Below are 15,749 nucleotides of genomic sequence, written 5' to 3'. Positions count from 1 at the left end.
AGTTCACCGTGCTCCTTCTATCTCGCCTCTTTCGATCGTTAGAGTCACGTCCGCGAATGTCTCGAGCAGCTTCGGATTTGATTCGGTGATGAGGAGCGTAATGTCCTTGTCCTGCGAACGAAGCCGTCGGAGTGCTTCCGCGTATCGCTGCGCCAAGACAGGCGCAAGCCCTTGAAATGGCTCGTCCAGGATAAGCAGCCGGGTGCCAAGCATAAGCGCCCGGCCAAGCGCCACCATCTTGCCTTGTCCGCCCGAGACCGATCCCGCCGGACGCTTTGCAAGCTCCTTGAGTTCTGGCAGCACCGAATAGGCCCGCTCCAACCGCCGTCGCGTCTCTTCCGGACTCAGCTTACCGACGCGGCCGGGAAGCAAAATGTTTTCTTCGACGGTAAAGGCGGAAAACAGGCGCCGATCCTCAGGCGCGTAGCCAAGACCAAGCGACGGCCGGCGATGCGGCGGGACCGGTCCAAGATCCTCGCCGCCCAGCCGAACGATGCCGCTCGCCTTCGTGAAGCCCATGATGGTGCGCACGGTCGTGGTTTTGCCGGCGCCGTTTCGGCCGATGAGCGCGGCGCTTACGCCTGGAAGCAGCGAGAAGCTGACATTGCGCAGCACCGGCGCGTCCGCAATCGCTACGTTGACGTTCTCGAAACTCAGCATCGGTGTCATATCCCGATCACCTGTTCCCGGACCTTCGGGTCCGCCAGCACCTCCGCCGGCGTGCCGATCTTCTGGATCTTGCCGACGTTCCACACGGCGACGCGGTTGGCGTAGCGCTCCACCATATCCATGTCGTGTTCGACGAAGACGGAGGTTACTTTCTCCTTTGCGAGCGCCGTGGTGAGAATGTCCATGATGGCTAGTTTCTCGGACGACGCAACGCCCGAGGTCGGTTCGTCCATCAAAAGCAGCTTTGGCTTCAGCGCGAGCGCGAGCGCGATATCGACGAGCTTGCGCTGCCCCTCGGGCAGCTCCCGCGCAGTACGTTCTGCATACGATCTGACACCGACGAGATCCAGCAGCCGCTCCATTTCCGGCACCTCCGGCATCCGCGATAGGGCCTGGAAGCCGGACGGGCGTCCTCGCAGGGAGGCGGCCGCGATCAGCATATTCTCCATCACGGTCTGATCGAGGAATAGCTGCGGAATCTGGAAGGCGCGGGCTATGCCGAGCTTGGTGATCCTGCGCGGCAGCTGCGCGGTGATGTCGTGGCCGAGAAAGGTTACGGAGCCGGCTTGCGGCCGCAGATAACCGGTCGATATGTTGAGGAACGTCGTCTTGCCGGCCCCGTTCGGCCCGATGATGGCGAGGTTTTCGCCCTCGAGGACATCGAGGTCGATTCCATCGGCGGCGATGACGCCGCCGAACCGGATCTTGATGTTCTTTGCGGAAAGCAGGACGTGGGCCATCAATGCCCTCTCTGCCTGGATTGACCGTAGCGCTGGCGGAGGCCGATCAGGCCGTTCGGCGCGTAAAGGATGATGACGATCAGCACAACGCCGAGGATGAGCTGCCAGGAGTCTGCCAGATGCGCGGCGGCATAGAACCGCACGCATTCGAACATCGCAGCACCCGCGAAAGCACCGAAGGCATGGGCGCCGCCGCCGAGGATCGCGATGAACACGAACTCGCCGGACTTGGTCCAGAAGCCGAACTCGGGCGTCGCGATCTGCTGAATGATCGATACCAGCGTACCGCCAATGCCGCCTAGAAACGCGGAGATCACGTAACCGATGAGCAGCACGCGCCGCGCCGACATTCCCAGATATTCGAGCCGGGTTTCGTTTGATTTCATTGCCCGCAACATGTGACCGAGTGGGCTGTCGAGATAGCGTTGCACGCCGTAGAACGCGGCAATCGCGATCAAGAGGCTGACATAGAGAATGACGTACTGGAACGTCTCCGGCGTGAACGAAAATCCGAGCAAGCCGGGACGGGCGACCCGGATGCCGTCAGCCCCGTTGGTGTAGTGGAACATTTTCTCAAGCAGCGACCACAACACCATCGAGAAAGCCAGGTTCAGCATTCCGAAGAAGATTTCCCGGTAGCGAACCACGAACAGACCGACGATCAGGCCGAAAACAGTGGACGTTAAGCCACCGAGCACGAGATAGAGCAGGATATCGCCACCGCCGATGTATTTGCCCCAGAACGCCGCGGTGTAGGCGCCTGTGGCAAAGAACATCGCGTGTCCGAACGACACTTGTCCCGCCTGCAGCAACAGGACGATACCAAGCACCACGACGCCCTTGGCGAGAATGAGCGCGAACAGCGTCGACCAACTCGCGACGAAGAGCGGCAGTATCGCACTCGATAGAAAGAAGATGATTGCGACTGCCGTGATCGGCTTGATGCGGCCCACCATCAGATTTTTCTCACCTGCACGGCACCGAACAGTCCGAACGGACGCACCAGAAGCACCAGTACCATCAGCAGATAGGGTACGAGGACTTCGAACTCTGGCTGCAGATAGATGACGAAGGCGCGCGTCAAACCGATCATGAGGGCCGTGAGGGCGGTGCCCTCGATCTGCCCCAGGCCCGCAGTGGCCGCCACTGCGAAAGACAGCACGATCATGTCCGCGCCCATGCCGGGCACCAGCGACGTGGTGGGCGAAGCAAGGGCGCCGCCGAGCGCCGCCAGGCTCGCCCCGATGATGAACGTAATGGAGTAGACGCGCTGGGCGTCGATCCCGATCGCGGTTGACGCCTCGCGATCCTCAGTGACCGCCAGAATCACGGCGCCAGCAAGGGTTTTCCGCAGAAAGTAGCGCAGTCCGAGCAGTGTCGCGACCGCCACGCCCGGTAGCAGGATGACCTGGTAGGACGTATAGTTTACGCCGAATACGCTGATGTTCGGCAATAGCCTCAAGGGCTCGGCAGCGAAAATCGGCTGGACGCCCCAGATCAGACGCTGCAGATTGTCCATGATCATGAAGGCTGCGAAGGTGATCAGAAGCTGCAGCACGTCGTCGCGTCCATAGAGCGGCCGCAACAGGAAGCGCTCGATGAAACCACCGCACACGATGCCGATTACGATGGAGGCGGCCAGCAGCGCCAGATAGGTGAGCCACGGCGACACCTGTGCGATCGCGAGGCTGAATGTCGCGGCGAGATAGGCGCCGAAGGCATAGAGCGAGCCGTGCGCCACGTTTACCACGCGCAGCACACCGAAGATCAGGCTGAGCCCGACGGAAACCAGGAACACCAAGGCGGCGTAACTGATCCCGTCCAGGACGGCCAGGGTGGCGAGAGTCGAGTTCATGAGGACCTTCAGGAAAGCCCGTCCTCCGGTTGAAACCGAAGGACGGTGATCAGGACTACTGCTTGAAGGTCGGCACGTCCATCTTGACGAATTCCGGCTTGAGCGTCTTCAGCCAATCGACCGAGCGCACGCCCGCCGGATTGGTGATCACCTTTGGATCGAAGATCATCATGTTGTCGAGAAGTTTGAAGTCATAGCCCGGAAAGGATTTGGTGACGCCGACGAGTTGCGCTTCCAGACCCTGATTGTCCTCAGGCCTTAGCGTGATTGGCCTGCCGAAACCGGTCGCGAATTCGGTACCGGCAGTCGCGTCCACGACCTGCTCTCGCGTCGGCCAGTTGCCGCCATTGGCCTTGATCGCCTTGTCATAGGCCGTCTGCAATGCCGTGAAGGCCTGCGCCATATGGTAGACCGGGTAGATCGGCCAAGCGCCAGTCTTTGCCTTGAATGCCTCGGCAAAGGCCTTGAAGGCAGGATCGTTCTTTTTTTCGGGATGCAGGAACCAGTGGTCCCCGCGCGCGCCAACGATCAGGCCTTCCGGCAGATCCTTGCCCAGTCGTTGGATCGAGGATTCGCCGATACCCAGCACAAATGTCGATTGCTGCAACAAGCCGCGTTGGCCTGCCTGTCGCACCAGTGTGTCGAGGTCGCCGCCCCAGGAGGTAGTGAGGACGACATCTGGCCGCAGTGCCAGCAAGCGGGATACCTCAGTGGAATAGTCAGGGGCGCCGAACTTCGGAAAGAGCTCCGCCACCACCTGAACGTCAGGCTTCATCGCTTTCAATGCGGTCGAGAATATTTCCCAGCTTTCGCGGCCCCACGCGTAGTCCTGGTTGACGACCGCGATGGTCTTGAAGTCGGGCTTTGTCTTGAGGAGATAGACGAGCACCGCGAGCATCTCGGGCGTGCCGTTCGCCTGCGTGCGGAAATTGTAGCGATACTTCTTCGTCTCGAGGATTGAGGCCGCGCCGCAATCCCACATAAAGTTCATGACCTTGAGGTCTTCGGCAACCGGAACAAGCTGGTTGCAGCTGCCGGAAGAGATCGAGGCGAATGTCGCGTCGACTTTTTCGTCCTGCACCATGCGCCGGTAGTTGGAGACCAGCGCTTCGCCGCCGGCGCCCTCATCGATGAAGGAAAGCTTCACGGGGACACCGCCGATGCCTCCCTTCTTGTTCAGGTCTTCCGCTATCATCTCAGCCGCTGCCTTTGCCGGCACGCCGAAGACGGAAGCCGGCCCGGACAGGAATGTGGTGATACCGATCTTGATCTCCTGCGGCTTGCTCTGTGCAAGTGCTACCCCAGCAAACGCTGTGACGGCGACACCTACCGCAACTGCAGCCTTTAGAAAATGCATCGAAAGCTCTCCCTTTTTTAATTGGCCTGGCCGGGCGGCCGTGCAATTTTTTCTTGATGTGACGCTACTATAATCGGAGCCAGCTGCAAGTCTATCCGCCGACCTTGCGACAGTAGGCGGGGTATGGGAACCTGGGCGACGGTTAAATCCCTTTGCTGTCCCCGAAGGAAGCGATCGCGTGAGCAGCTCGCCGTTCCGGCGGATGATCGGATCGGTGCCCCGGACTTCTGGCGCTCTGCGAGCAGCGCGTTGGCGGGCAAGAAACCGGCCCGACTTTAGGAGGTGTGGAAGCCTCCCGGCAACAACCCATGTTAGGCACAAAGAATTATTCAGAACTCATTATAGGCGAGATGCTGCTAAACCGCCCAGGTCGACCGGTAGGATTTCAAATCCTCCGCTAGCTGACGATATTCAATCGCAAGTTTTCTTTTTTCCTGTTGTGCGTGCTGATCGGTGGCCAAGTCGGAAATCAGCGCGCATTCCGAGGCGCAGCGTTCCAGAAGCTCAATCTCCCTGTTGAGATCTAACATGGCATTCCCCCACGCCCCGGCGGCGGCGCTTCAGCAGCCGCGTTTTGATTGTCATGGCATTAACCTGCGAGGCTGAAAATTAGAATTGGGCGCGGATTTTCGTCTGTTCAGTATCTGACATTACGGAATAATTTTTTTGCCACCCTGTGAGACTACGCGAATAGCTGCCCGCCGGGGTGAAATTTCCGCTGCCGGTTTCTTCCGCTGGAAGGCCACGGTCAGACCAAACGCATCGGCAGCGGCAACTGCACGTCGCGATACCGGCCTTCATAGCGGTCGGTGAAATCCTGAAGGAAGAACGGCACGTCCCGCATCTGCAGATCGCAGCGACGCCGGAGTTCGTGAGCTACGTCTTCGGAAACGTCTTCGGACCAGCGCTCGGCGGTGTTGAAGGCGACGACACGGATCGGGTTGGTGTACTGGCCTGTGAGGAGGTCCTGGATCACGGTCTCCAGGTCGGTGGTTTCGTAGTCGGCCTCGACCCAGGCGCGGCCACTGGCGACCAGATAGACCGTCTGATCGGTTTCGTTGGGCACAATAGACGGCGTCCAGTTGGACCTACGCATAACGCAACCTCACGCAACAGAATTTTGACTCAAACGGGGCTGCCGCGATTTGTTCCAGATCGGAACGGATGCGGGCTCAAGTAATTACCTCTGCTGGAGGAGCCCATGCGGGGCGGCGAGGAGCTACCTTTTTTCGTGTCTGTGGAGATCCACGGAACGCTGCCAGCGCTTATTGCGGCCGGCTCGGTTGTTTGAAATACAATCCCACTTCACCAGTTGGGTGCGGAACGTGTTTCCTTTCGATTTCACCCGCTGCGGCCATCTTCTTCAAAGTGTGTTTGACACTAACGGGTGACCACATGCCCAGCTGCTGCCAGAGCACTCGGCCCGAGACCGCGTTCGCTTCGCCCTCAGGTACCAACTTGATGAGTTTAGCAGATATGGACATGGTTGGCTTCAGTCCCTCAATCTAGCGCGGCCTTTTGTTAATTTCCTCGATGGCGACCTGCAGAAAGCGCGCGATGTGTTCTGGTGTGGCGCCCATCGAATAAAACTTCTCAACTGTCTCGACCATGATTGGGATCATTTTAGCCGTCAGGTCCATGCGGGCTGTTTTTTCCTGCTGCGCTTTTAGCTTATCTCCAAGGTTCACGATGTCAGCCAATGAAACCTCCTAACGCTTCGCCTTCAGCCCCATCGCTAAGCGGAGTTTTCCGCAACCAGAGTGGGCCAGCAAGCGATCCGGTTACCGCGAGATCGGGGTGATAAAATCCCTGTGCAGGGCAGTTGGTCTGCTGGCCCCGCCGAACAAGACGGTAACGCCCGTGTTGCTGTGGCTCACCTCGACAACGATCCCTGTCTGCCCTGCTAGATCCGGGCATCGAGCGACTCCGAGTTCACTCATCTTAAAACGACTGCCGACAACCAATCTCTTGGTTTCGTGATTCATTTTTAAAATTCTTTCGAAGCGAATAACGTCTTGGCTAAAAATGCAATGCTTTTACCTGATAAAATGACCAGGCCGGGGGGCGTCTGTCCGAGAGTTAAACTTACCTGCAGAGGAGCGAAGCGACAACTACAATCTGTAATCATGTCAGGCGCAGAGCGTCGCCCCGAGAGGCTTGGTAACGGATCAGGGTTGGGCTTCGCTTTGCAGCCCAATTCTACAAGCCGGCGGAAGCCGGCGGAAGCCGGCGGATGGCGCTGGGGGATCAAGCGCGGAGGTACTCCAAAGTAGCTCCGAACGATCAACCGACTTACGGTAATTTGGCTCGCCGTTGGTCGCTTTTTCGCGTTGCCCGCGGTTGAAATGAACGGCCCCAGCGCGGCCTAGGGGCTCGAAGCCCATACCTTGCCGCGCGATCGGCTGCTAGTTTTCGATAGGCGGCTGCCTGCTCCTCGAACTGCGCTTTGACTTCCGGCCTTTCCTCTTGGGCCGCCAACTGTTCAAACGAGAGCGCGTGGTCCAAATATTCGTTGAGCAGTTTCATCGCAGTTTCCCCAGACCACGCTCATAATAGGGTTGCTCAATCCATCACGAAGAGCAGCGTCGTATGACGAATCGCGACAAAGATGACCAAGCAAGCAAGACTAGCGCCGTGAGCGCTCGACCCCAAGGCCGAATAGTGACTGAGCCCGCGGGTTCACGCCGGAAGGCTGTGCGATTGAGCCGCCCCGTTAAAGGGAGCGGAACGATTCCTGACCGGATCGACTTAGTTGTGCACGACCGAATGGATGCAACGTCCCCCCGCGCTTCATTCGAGGAAATGTCGGCCCCAGTGTTCGCCCACCGCGCACGTTGGGGCCGTTTCTTTGGCACTCCTGAACGCCCTAGCAATTTAACGAGAACATTAAGTTTGTGAGGGGACGCTCTGATTTTACTAGAAATTCAGAGGCTGCTCGTTCCTGAATGTGCCGCACGGCCGTGCGGCCGAGTAGCCGGCGCTACCCCGAAGGGGTGAGTGCTCGGTTATTTCGCGCGAAGTAGTGCGTCCATCAGGAAAACGCATCCTTGGCCCGCAGCATGGCGGGAGAGGCGGGGTTTTTGACCTTTACCCGGTTGGGTGACCGGCCCGGCCGGTACGGTCGATCGACGAGCTTCGACACACCAGGCCCTCAAGAAATACCTCTGGTCCGATCTCGCCGCGCTCGAAGAGGTTTGTCTTCCGCATAGTGAGCGGTAGCTTTCGAATAATGCGCAAACAGATTCCCGACTTTCATTGGGCCTCGGTTTCGCAAGCATTTCGCGAACCACGACGCGCATGTGGCCTGGCCGGCCGAGCGCCCAATGGAGTGTATTCAACGCAATGTCCCGCGGCGCGCACAAGTTCAAGCAGGGTGACGTCACCAAGGCCGTCAGGGGCGCGGTGAATGCTGGCTTGGCCGTGCAGCGCGTCCAGATCCAGGAAGGCAAGATCGTCGTATTCACCGGCCGGCCCGATGACCGGGCGCAGGGTAACGACTGGGACGATGTGAAGTGAGGTAGCCGCATTCACGGTGCTCTGGTGCGGCTGACACCGAGCTGCGGCACTACCCAGTCGCCATCTAGTGCCCGCTGGCGCGCTTCCATGAACTCAGGGGACCACGGCAGGCCAGGCAGCGGCACGCGCTTGCGGCCCGGCGCTCGGAGGTAGAAACGGGGTTTCCGTCATGGTCGATAAAGCTGTGAGTGTATTTCGGATATAGTCAGCTACTACGGATCGACTGCGTTTAAGGAGGGCCTGGCCGAGGGCACGCGAAAGTCCAGGCGGGCGATGCGCCTGATCCGACTGTACGCAGGCCGCGCCTGCTTCAAGATCAGCATCGCGCTTGCGCTTCTCGGCAAGTGCCTCACTGGCATCTGATAGTGCTCCCACCTGTGCGCTTGGCCGCGCACGGGTGGGGTATCCGCGTTGTTGCGGGTCGTATTTTGATTGGAAATGCTAGGTGATTCACGACACTCGCGTTAGAGTTGCTTTTTTCTAAAGCACTTTGCATCACCGGTGCCCGGCTCAAACCGGCCGGGCCTTATTAACAGCGAGCCAGCAAGGATGGCGAAAACCAAAATTTCGAGCACTGATCTCGCATGGTTATTTTACGAGGAATTGCAGGCGTTCGACGACTTTCCTCTTCACGGGATCTCGATCGCGATTGTGCCAACGGCGAATGCAGGTTGGCGAGCAGTAACGACTCGCAATGTCAGGGCAGGCCGTTGGATAAGCCGCATAGAGGCAATCCAAGAACGACTTCAAAAGACGTACGCATTGATCAGCTAAAGTTCTTTAACCACCGATCGATATGCTGGCAGGCAATCGTGGAACGGACCCCAAAGCCCCCGCGAGAGTAATGCGTAAAGGAAACCCGCCGGGGACAGTTACCGGCGGGTTTTTCTTGGAGCTAGGAACGATCACGCGCCGGAGGAATCAACTCTGCGCTCCCGGGGTATGCCCCTAACCTCCAACCGGGAGAAAAACCCCCATTGGGTTGGCGGCCTCGGTGCAGCATAACGTCCCCCGCGCCGGGGCCGTTTGTGCAGTTGGCGGGCCAAAAGAACTAAAGATGTTCGAACTGCTCACGAAACGCGATTGGGCGCTGGTGGCTTTAGTCGCCGGGCTAGGGGGCTAGCTGTTTATTGGATGGCCTTCGCCAACTGAGACAGCCTTACTTCGGGCGCGGGTCAACCGCATCCGCTAGCCTCAGCCATTCCTGAGCGATCCGCAGCCAAGCCTCTTTGTCGAGAGGGCTTACAACGCGCGCCGCGTGCTCTCTGGCTTCTTCAGCTTGCTTGCGGAATCGGGCTACGTCTTCGGACATACCAAACGGCATACCGGACAATTGAGATTAGCGCCAACTGAGGCGGCCTTACTTCTTACCGGTAATCCCCCGGATAATGAGCGTTGACAGCTTGATCACAAGGTCTTTAAGCGAGCGGTTCTCCTTCTCAAGAGATTCAATCGCCGCCTTTATGCGATCTTCGCCGCCCACAATCTGAGGGTGGCGTTTGTCCGGTGTTTGCTCGGGAGGTTCCATTCGCTCTCCTCCGCCCCAAGCAACTATTTACCACAACCCGACGAGTGGTCCCAATAAAAACAACCATGCCGCGAACCGTCGAGGGGTTCGAACGTGCCCGCGCCCTTACCGGCGGGGTTCTTCGTCCGGGGCTTTTTCGCGGGATTCCTTGCCGAGCACTGGTTATCCGAATTAGGCTACCAGACTTGCTTCAACAGGGAGTGCGGCCCGTGGCGACAGGCACGGTTAAATGGTTCAACCCGAACAAGGGTTATGGATTCATCCAGCCAGACAACGGGGGCAAAGACGTCTTCGTCCATATATCGGCCGTTGAGCGGGCCGGCCTGAGCAGCGTCAACGAGGGCGCCAAGGTTAGCTACGAAGAGACGGAAAATCGCGGCAAGACGTCCGCGGAAAACCTGAGAGTCGGCTAGACCAACGCGCTTCTTGCCGTATCTAAGATAATCGCCGTCGTGGGCGAGGGCCGCTCTTTTGCCAGCCTGCTTGGGCGCTTACGGCACTGAGACCGTCGTTTTTGCACCCGCGTAGGGAATGCACTTGAGTACACAATTGTGCTGAACGATCAACCGAGCTGCGGTAATTTAGCTGGCCGTTGGTCGCTTGTCTCCGCGTGACCGGCGGTTGGAATGGGCGGCCCCAGCTCAAACCCAGCCCCAGATGTTGGGGCCGCTTCTTAGCGCATGTCGAAGGACGCCAGGGTGGCGAGGAGCGCCGAAAGGCATACTTGCCCCGCGCCGATGTGAGCGCCAGCGGACTCTGGCGGCGGCGTGGAACGCAAGTGATTCCATATGCATATTAGGGGATGGGAAGTAACGGCGAAGTCCACTTGGTCAGGGTGAGAACCGATGGTCAGAACCATCGGATTTATGCCGTCGCCTGCGCCAGAGAGGATGCTTTAAACGAGGTGCTGAACGTGGTTCCTGAAGGCTGGTCCGCTTCCTTGCTCAACCAGTTGACGGCCCGAGAAATGGCGGCGTTAAACCTCAGACCCGGGGAAGTCAGGGACATCACGCAATGATCCCGAACCTCCCGCGACAATCTGAAATTTCCCCCGCCACGCAGCATTCTTTGCCGGCGGGTTATTCTATCCCGCTGCCGCCGAGTTGTTCAGCCTTCACGGTGAGCACCATAGCCACGGCGAACAAAGCCAAGAGCGCTACGATTGGTATGGCCACCACGACGCCGATTATGGCGAGAACCATCGGGTGAACGTCGAACGCTAGCAATAGGGCGGCGAGGGCGAGCAATGGCAGCGCGGCTACTACCTGCAGGGCTGGCCGATTCATGGGCGCGCCCGAACGTTCAGTTTGACGATCGTCGGCTTGATTGCGCGCAGGTGCGCTAAAGCGAACGAAGCGTGAAGCGCCGTGTTGTGCCCGTGTTGCACGGAGGCACTGGTAGCGAATGGTAAATCATTGAAATCGCTGTCACCGGTTTGCAGCGCCTCGCAACACGAATCGAGCGAGAGAACGAAACGAGGATCGAGCCAAGTAATTGAATTATCAACTGAATTGTTGGCGATCCCAGCAGAACGGACACATCGACTAACCTCAAGTACTTAACTTGGCAAACTTAGCTATCGCGGCTGGCTGACACTATTGAGCTTTCACCAGCACTGGCAAATTTGCGGTCGCGCCAATCCAAAGTAGAGGGAAGTAGAGAAGGGCGCCAGCGGTAGCTGATTGAGCGCGGGCTAAAGAACGGGTTGGTTTGACGACTGTCCCCGTTCTCGTCCGCGCACTGGGCCTTCTCTGCTCGTGGACGCCATCAGCCGTTAGGTTACCGGACCAAAAATCCGGAATGCACCGCCGGAACTTCAGGTGAAAGCCCTTCCGACGGCCCGACTGCCCGAGCATGGGCTGAGGGATATCGAGGATCACGAACCCCGGTGTTGTTACTGTGTTGCGCAACGGGGAGGCGGCTGGCCACCGATAAAGGGCAGTCCTCGGTAAACGGTGCTGAAATGTGCTCCCTCTATACCGCTCCTCTTTTCAGGGCAGTTCCTGGGGAGGGGGAGGACGCGGAAGGCGGACTATTGTCCTAATTTAGGAGGAGTGAATGGCTAAAAGCCGTCAGCGGGTTTGATTGAAGCTCGATCTAAATAGGCTCGCAAAAAGAGGGTTCATTCGCCGTGACGCGAACATCGGTCTCCGGGGGATTACGTGGACGCATTCGTATTGGGGCGACGTTGCGACTGGTCTGATCACGGCCGATATGACCGCGCCGCATGCAGGTTGGTTTCGAATTCAGGTCGGGAATCTTGACCAACGGATCACGCTCGTATCGGAGGAACGGCATTTTGGTGGCTGGCAATGGTACTTTATTTGCCCAGTCAAGAATCGACGGGCTTCGGTGCTATGGAAGCCAAATGGTGCAACTCGATTTTGCAGCCGCCAAACCTGGGGCAGGCAAGTTGCTTACCAGTCGCAGTTCAATGACATCACAAATCGGGCGCACGCGGGCAAAGCCCGGATCAAGTCACGGCTAATCGCGGACCTTGATCCTGAAGAGTGGGATTTCCCACCGAAGCCGAAATGGATGCGTTGGGAAACCTACAAGCGCTACGAAGCGCTTTACGATCACTATGAGGAGATTTTGGACTATGGATGCATCGCTCTCGTTGCAAAGCTAGGGAAAAATTTCTTTTGAAATCAACGGCTGTGGGCGAGTTAGACAACATATTTCGATTCCACCGGCAGCCCCAGCCCGCCCTTCGATCATCGTAGCGTTCGTTAACCGACCGGCAGTCAGCCTCACCTGGCGTGCTAGATGCGCCTTTTCTTGAGACCAAAACCCGCTAAGCAGCGTGCCTGCTCTCTTCCGTACTTTTTTTGCCCTGCCTAGTTTGTCCTCGCGTGGGTTTGCCATCATTGTTCTCCGATGATTGCGTTGACGATTTACCCCAGCTTCGTGTCGAGCAACGCGATCTGCGTGCGACCGTGGCCCCCGGTTTTTTCCATGAATGCGCGATGCCTCTTAGGAACGACGGCAATATGTTCCGGTTATGCCGCAGGTCGCTCGCCGCAATTCGGTTGGCTATTCACGTCGCGAGGCATAACAAAATGTTCTCTGCTGAACTTGTCTCTGTGTTTATTGTAGGCATTCTTGTCCTGGTGATCGGGAATATCGTGTTCTCGTTCGTGGCGGAACAACGGAACCCACCCATCGGCAATTTCATCGACTGCGAAGGCGTGCGCCTTCATTACTTGGAGCGTGGTGATAAGGCGGCGCCGACCGTAGTGCTGTTCCATGGCAACGGCTCGCTGATTCAGGATCTAATCATCAGCGGTCTGGTGGACCGTCTTGCTCGCCGCAACCGCGTTCTGTGCTTTGATCGGCCGGGGTTCGGATATAGTCAACGGCCCCGCGGGCGCATCTGGACTGCGGCATCCCAAGCGGCGCTGTTCGTGAAGGCTCTTCATCATCTCGGCGTGCGCGAACCTGTCGTGCTGGGCCATTCATGGGGTGCGCTGGTCGCTATCGCCATCGGATTGCAGGACACCTACCCCGTCCGTGGTCTTGTGCTTGCGTCCGGTTACTACTTTCCAACGGCGCGTTGGGACTTCTGGATGATGTCCGGTCCAGCGGTACCGGTGCTGGGTGATATGATGCGCTACACGCTAGCGCCGATTATATCATGGGCCATTCTGCCTGCTCTACTTCGCAAGATGTTTGCGCCTTGCGCCGTTCCTGGCAAATTCAAGGATAACTTTCCAGCTGCCCTGACACTCCGGCCGAAGCAACTGAGGGCGGCTGCGGAGGAAAGCGCGCTTCTCATTCCGGAAGCCGCGCGACTTCAGTCTCGCTATTTAGGCATTCGGTGCCCGATTCATATTTTCCACGGAGCAGGGGACCACCTCATCGAATCCGAACAGGCTCGACGTCTACACAAGGTACTCGGTCGGTCCAGCCTGCACCTCGTGGATGATGCCGGGCACATGGTGACTTATGCCGACGGCGACACCATTGAGCAGGCCGTCAATAGCCTGAGCGTTTGCCTCGAGCAGCCGTTACGGATTATCTCGTCGCGGGATGAAAACGGAAGTTCTTCTGCGTCCGGTAAATCTACAGGCTGATCCAAGTCGAACGTCAACCTGGCCCGACGTGATCGGCTGCGCACAGGATGAGCCGTGGGCGCCGCAAAGCGTTACTCGGAACGTAAAGCCAAGCGAGAGGCAGGCCGCGCTAGGCTGGTAGCACGCGCCCTGCAGATACGCCGATTATGATTTGGAGGAGAGGACACTCCGCGTGTGGCACTATTCGGCCACGAGACCTACGGGCGTTTAGCCGAAAGAGTTGATTCTCCTAAGTTCATCTCGCTCTGGTGACAACTGTTTGATTACGTCCTCGGCTGAGTGTGTCATCGACAAAAACGAGCGCTACGCTTTCGGCTTGAACGCCAGCTTCCCCAGAGCGAAACAGGCGACGCCCGCGCTGGCCCCGATGACCTTCATCATTCCATCAATGATGCGGGGGTCACGCCCAGGACGCAGAAATTGAAGCGTTTCAGAACCAATCGCTAATACAATCGATACGAGCAAAACGATCGGAAGATGCTTGGGGAATGCGAAGGCTAAGAGGAAGCTCAGCATCGCGAAAGCAATCAATCGATCGAAACCAGGGTAGGGGGAAAAATGTGGTCTGTGAGCGGCAAGCGTGAACCATAGGATAAACAGGCCACAGATTGCTCCGAGAAGCATCGCTAATCGTCCCAAAGTCACCCCAACCGTCGTCGTTTGGCCAGCGTTAGGGTATCCGTTAGCAAGTTCGTCACTCCCTTCCAGGGCGTACAAGAAAACACTTGCGGCAGAAAACCGGACTTACGCATCGAACAAACTACGCAATATAACGGGGTTCAAGCGGACCGCGCTCATTGTTTCCAGACAACGAAAAGACGAGTAAATCTCCGGCCCAAAGGCCGGGCTATTAGACGCAATAGTATCAACCTGGATTGGCAATGCAAAAGCTATTTTCTCGACTGAGATCCTGTCAGTCCGTTAGTCGACATTGCGCGAAAAAATCGGGAATAAGTGGCAACCACCGGCGTTTGAGTATCGTGCCTTTTAGGATTACCAAGAGGCAACACAAGGCACCTTCCCCGACCTCGGTGGTGAATGAGCCCGGCGAGGTGACGGCGTCCGCTAACGCCCGAAAGCGGTTCGACCAAACGCTTGGTCTGCCAAATGTTCAGGTTAGTCAGGCGTTGCCGTCGGCTTCTTCGGCGCCGGACGTTGGCCGGCAATTCGGGCTTTAGCGCAGGCGAGCAGCTGGTGGAGGACCATCTCGTCGACGCCGTTCCTTATTGCAACCAAGACGACGCCAACCACGACAGATTCGAGCAGCAGCATGACGTCGGTCATGTCACCGCCGGCCTCGAGTGTCGGCTTTACGATCGAGCTGGCCGTGGCATTGTGGATATCGAGAGGTGTCATCGGGTGAGGCAACCTTCGCTGTTCGGAAAGCGGACGGGTTATTCAGAGGCCTTTCGCTTCCGGCCAGTCGTCCTCGAGACGCTCGACGCCTTCACCAAGCGTGAAATGCAAATTTGGAAAGCCATCGCAGTGGCTGTATTCCTTGCCAATGAAGAATTCGATCTCCCTAGCAATGCATTTTTTTTTGCACTAAGCCTGAGTCAGGTAGCGGACCGATAGGAAGCGAAAACAGGATAGCTTTATGGAGGGCCGGCCGGAAGCCGGCGCGATAGATCGGTCCGGCGAAGGCCTCCAACGGTCCCCAGCGCTGGGGCTTTCTAATTCAAGGCGCGAGCGGCGCTGGCGCCGGGAGGTGCAAAGCGCAATTGAAATCACGGGGTACCTCCTGTGGCCCGTCGCCGTTGCCACTTTTTCCCGATAAGTTGATAGCTCTGGAGGAGCAGCGTAATGGACGGTCCAGCGCCGGTCGTGCCGGACGTAATTAATTACGATTGGAAGCGGCGAGGTGAATTTACTGACGAGGGAATCGCCTCGTATAGCCTTGAGTGCTCGCTAGGCCAGGTCATCGGTCGGACTGCCAGCCGGTTCCCGGACCAGCCTGCGATTGTCTCCACCAATTTTGCGCCGCTGACGTACCGCGACCTTCAGCGCC

General features: G+C 58.0%; 18 protein-coding genes. 6 read left to right on the top strand and 12 right to left on the bottom strand.

What is annotated here, in order from left to right:
- Window positions 1-3: 3 nt before the first annotated feature.
- The 9 genes from JQ609_RS19860 to JQ609_RS19820 all read right to left on the bottom strand — a co-directional run bounded on the left by JQ609_RS19860 (window position 4) and on the right by JQ609_RS19820 (window position 7,147).
- A complete protein-coding gene (locus JQ609_RS19860) occupies window positions 4-669 on the bottom strand; it encodes an ABC transporter ATP-binding protein (RefSeq protein ID WP_212274638.1) in 666 nt (221 codons plus the stop codon).
- Window positions 666-1,409 (bottom strand): ABC transporter ATP-binding protein, encoded by a 744-nt coding sequence (locus JQ609_RS19855; protein ID WP_212274637.1) that lies wholly within the window; start codon window positions 1,407-1,409, stop codon window positions 666-668. Before JQ609_RS19855 ends, JQ609_RS19860 begins: the two co-directional genes overlap by 4 nt.
- Window positions 1,409-2,365 (bottom strand): branched-chain amino acid ABC transporter permease, encoded by a 957-nt coding sequence (locus JQ609_RS19850; protein ID WP_212274636.1) that lies wholly within the window; start codon window positions 2,363-2,365, stop codon window positions 1,409-1,411. The genes JQ609_RS19855 and JQ609_RS19850 overlap by 1 nt, the downstream gene beginning before the upstream one ends.
- Window positions 2,365-3,264, bottom strand: coding sequence for a branched-chain amino acid ABC transporter permease (locus JQ609_RS19845; protein WP_212274635.1), 900 nt, complete (start codon window positions 3,262-3,264; stop codon window positions 2,365-2,367). Before JQ609_RS19845 ends, JQ609_RS19850 begins: the two co-directional genes overlap by 1 nt.
- A 55-nt stretch (window positions 3,265-3,319) precedes the next feature.
- Window positions 3,320-4,621, bottom strand: coding sequence for an ABC transporter substrate-binding protein (locus tag JQ609_RS19840; protein ID WP_212274634.1), 1,302 nt, complete (start codon window positions 4,619-4,621; stop codon window positions 3,320-3,322).
- A 356-nt stretch (window positions 4,622-4,977) separates the two neighbouring features.
- Window positions 4,978-5,151 (bottom strand): hypothetical protein, encoded by a 174-nt coding sequence (locus JQ609_RS19835; RefSeq protein ID WP_212274633.1) that lies wholly within the window; start codon window positions 5,149-5,151, stop codon window positions 4,978-4,980.
- A 218-nt stretch (window positions 5,152-5,369) separates the two neighbouring features.
- A complete protein-coding gene (locus JQ609_RS19830; protein WP_212274632.1) occupies window positions 5,370-5,717 on the bottom strand; it encodes a hypothetical protein in 348 nt (115 codons plus the stop codon).
- A gap of 409 nt (window positions 5,718-6,126) precedes the next feature.
- Window positions 6,127-6,321, bottom strand: coding sequence for a hypothetical protein (locus tag JQ609_RS19825; RefSeq protein ID WP_212274631.1), 195 nt, complete (start codon window positions 6,319-6,321; stop codon window positions 6,127-6,129).
- 592 nt (window positions 6,322-6,913) lie between these two features.
- On the bottom strand, window positions 6,914-7,147 hold the full coding sequence (locus tag JQ609_RS19820) for a hypothetical protein (RefSeq protein ID WP_212274630.1): 234 nt from the start codon (window positions 7,145-7,147) through the stop codon (window positions 6,914-6,916).
- Between the two features lie 816 nt (window positions 7,148-7,963).
- Here JQ609_RS19820 and JQ609_RS19815 point away from each other — a divergent pair.
- The gene (locus JQ609_RS19815; protein ID WP_212274629.1) at window positions 7,964-8,137 is read left to right on the top strand and encodes a hypothetical protein; all 174 of its coding nucleotides are present in this window, start codon (window positions 7,964-7,966) and stop codon (window positions 8,135-8,137) included.
- Between the two features lie 1,360 nt (window positions 8,138-9,497).
- On the opposite strand, the gene JQ609_RS19810 is transcribed toward JQ609_RS19815, so the two are convergent.
- Window positions 9,498-9,665, bottom strand: coding sequence for a hypothetical protein (locus tag JQ609_RS19810; protein WP_212274628.1), 168 nt, complete (start codon window positions 9,663-9,665; stop codon window positions 9,498-9,500).
- A gap of 209 nt (window positions 9,666-9,874) precedes the next feature.
- Between JQ609_RS19810 and JQ609_RS19805 the strand changes: the two genes are divergently transcribed.
- On the top strand, window positions 9,875-10,078 hold the full coding sequence (locus tag JQ609_RS19805; protein WP_212274627.1) for a cold-shock protein: 204 nt from the start codon (window positions 9,875-9,877) through the stop codon (window positions 10,076-10,078).
- Between the two features lie 666 nt (window positions 10,079-10,744).
- Here JQ609_RS19805 and JQ609_RS19800 read toward each other — a convergent pair.
- Complete coding sequence (locus tag JQ609_RS19800; RefSeq protein WP_212274626.1) at window positions 10,745-10,951, bottom strand: hypothetical protein; 207 nt, start codon at window positions 10,949-10,951, stop codon at window positions 10,745-10,747.
- Between the two features lie 799 nt (window positions 10,952-11,750).
- Here JQ609_RS19800 and JQ609_RS19795 point away from each other — a divergent pair.
- Window positions 11,751-12,314, top strand: coding sequence for a hypothetical protein (locus JQ609_RS19795; RefSeq protein WP_212274625.1), 564 nt, complete (start codon window positions 11,751-11,753; stop codon window positions 12,312-12,314).
- 413 nt (window positions 12,315-12,727) lie between these two features.
- Window positions 12,728-13,741, top strand: a complete 1,014-nt coding sequence (locus JQ609_RS19790; RefSeq protein WP_212274624.1) for an alpha/beta fold hydrolase — start codon at window positions 12,728-12,730, stop codon at window positions 13,739-13,741.
- Between the two features lie 303 nt (window positions 13,742-14,044).
- On the opposite strand, the gene JQ609_RS19785 is transcribed toward JQ609_RS19790, so the two are convergent.
- Window positions 14,045-14,365 (bottom strand): VanZ family protein, encoded by a 321-nt coding sequence (locus JQ609_RS19785; protein WP_212215177.1) that lies wholly within the window; start codon window positions 14,363-14,365, stop codon window positions 14,045-14,047.
- A 531-nt stretch (window positions 14,366-14,896) separates the two neighbouring features.
- Here JQ609_RS19785 and JQ609_RS19780 point away from each other — a divergent pair.
- Together JQ609_RS19780 and JQ609_RS19775 are read left to right on the top strand one after the other, a co-directional pair.
- Window positions 14,897-15,316, top strand: coding sequence for a hypothetical protein (locus JQ609_RS19780; protein ID WP_212274623.1), 420 nt, complete (start codon window positions 14,897-14,899; stop codon window positions 15,314-15,316).
- 228 nt (window positions 15,317-15,544) lie between these two features.
- On the top strand, window positions 15,545-15,749 hold a 205-nt coding region (locus JQ609_RS19775; protein ID WP_212274622.1), incomplete at its 3' end, for a hypothetical protein.

Origin of the sequence: Bradyrhizobium sp. AUGA SZCCT0169, from assembly GCF_018130085.1 — a bacterium.
In the GTDB taxonomy this organism is placed as follows: Bacteria; Pseudomonadota; Alphaproteobacteria; order Rhizobiales; family Xanthobacteraceae; genus Bradyrhizobium.
This window is presented reverse-complemented; position numbering and strand designations above follow the sequence as displayed.

Coding starts and splice junctions, on each gene's coding strand:
- JQ609_RS19860 (WP_212274638.1), bottom strand. CDS start 669: ATGACACCGATGCTGAGTTTCGAGAACGTCAACGTAGCGATTGCGGAC.
- JQ609_RS19855 (WP_212274637.1), bottom strand. CDS start 1,409: ATGGCCCACGTCCTGCTTTCCGCAAAGAACATCAAGATCCGGTTCGGC.
- JQ609_RS19850 (WP_212274636.1), bottom strand. CDS start 2,365: ATGGTGGGCCGCATCAAGCCGATCACGGCAGTCGCAATCATCTTCTTT.
- JQ609_RS19845 (WP_212274635.1), bottom strand. CDS start 3,264: ATGAACTCGACTCTCGCCACCCTGGCCGTCCTGGACGGGATCAGTTAC.
- JQ609_RS19840 (WP_212274634.1), bottom strand. CDS start 4,621: ATGCATTTTCTAAAGGCTGCAGTTGCGGTAGGTGTCGCCGTCACAGCG.
- JQ609_RS19835 (WP_212274633.1), bottom strand. CDS start 5,151: ATGTTAGATCTCAACAGGGAGATTGAGCTTCTGGAACGCTGCGCCTCG.
- JQ609_RS19830 (WP_212274632.1), bottom strand. CDS start 5,717: ATGCGTAGGTCCAACTGGACGCCGTCTATTGTGCCCAACGAAACCGAT.
- JQ609_RS19820 (WP_212274630.1), bottom strand. CDS start 7,147: ATGAAACTGCTCAACGAATATTTGGACCACGCGCTCTCGTTTGAACAG.
- JQ609_RS19815 (WP_212274629.1), top strand. CDS start 7,964: ATGTCCCGCGGCGCGCACAAGTTCAAGCAGGGTGACGTCACCAAGGCC.
- JQ609_RS19810 (WP_212274628.1), bottom strand. CDS start 9,665: ATGGAACCTCCCGAGCAAACACCGGACAAACGCCACCCTCAGATTGTG.
- JQ609_RS19800 (WP_212274626.1), bottom strand. CDS start 10,951: ATGAATCGGCCAGCCCTGCAGGTAGTAGCCGCGCTGCCATTGCTCGCC.
- JQ609_RS19790 (WP_212274624.1), top strand. CDS start 12,728: ATGTTCTCTGCTGAACTTGTCTCTGTGTTTATTGTAGGCATTCTTGTC.
- JQ609_RS19785 (WP_212215177.1), bottom strand. CDS start 14,365: ATGCTTCTCGGAGCAATCTGTGGCCTGTTTATCCTATGGTTCACGCTT.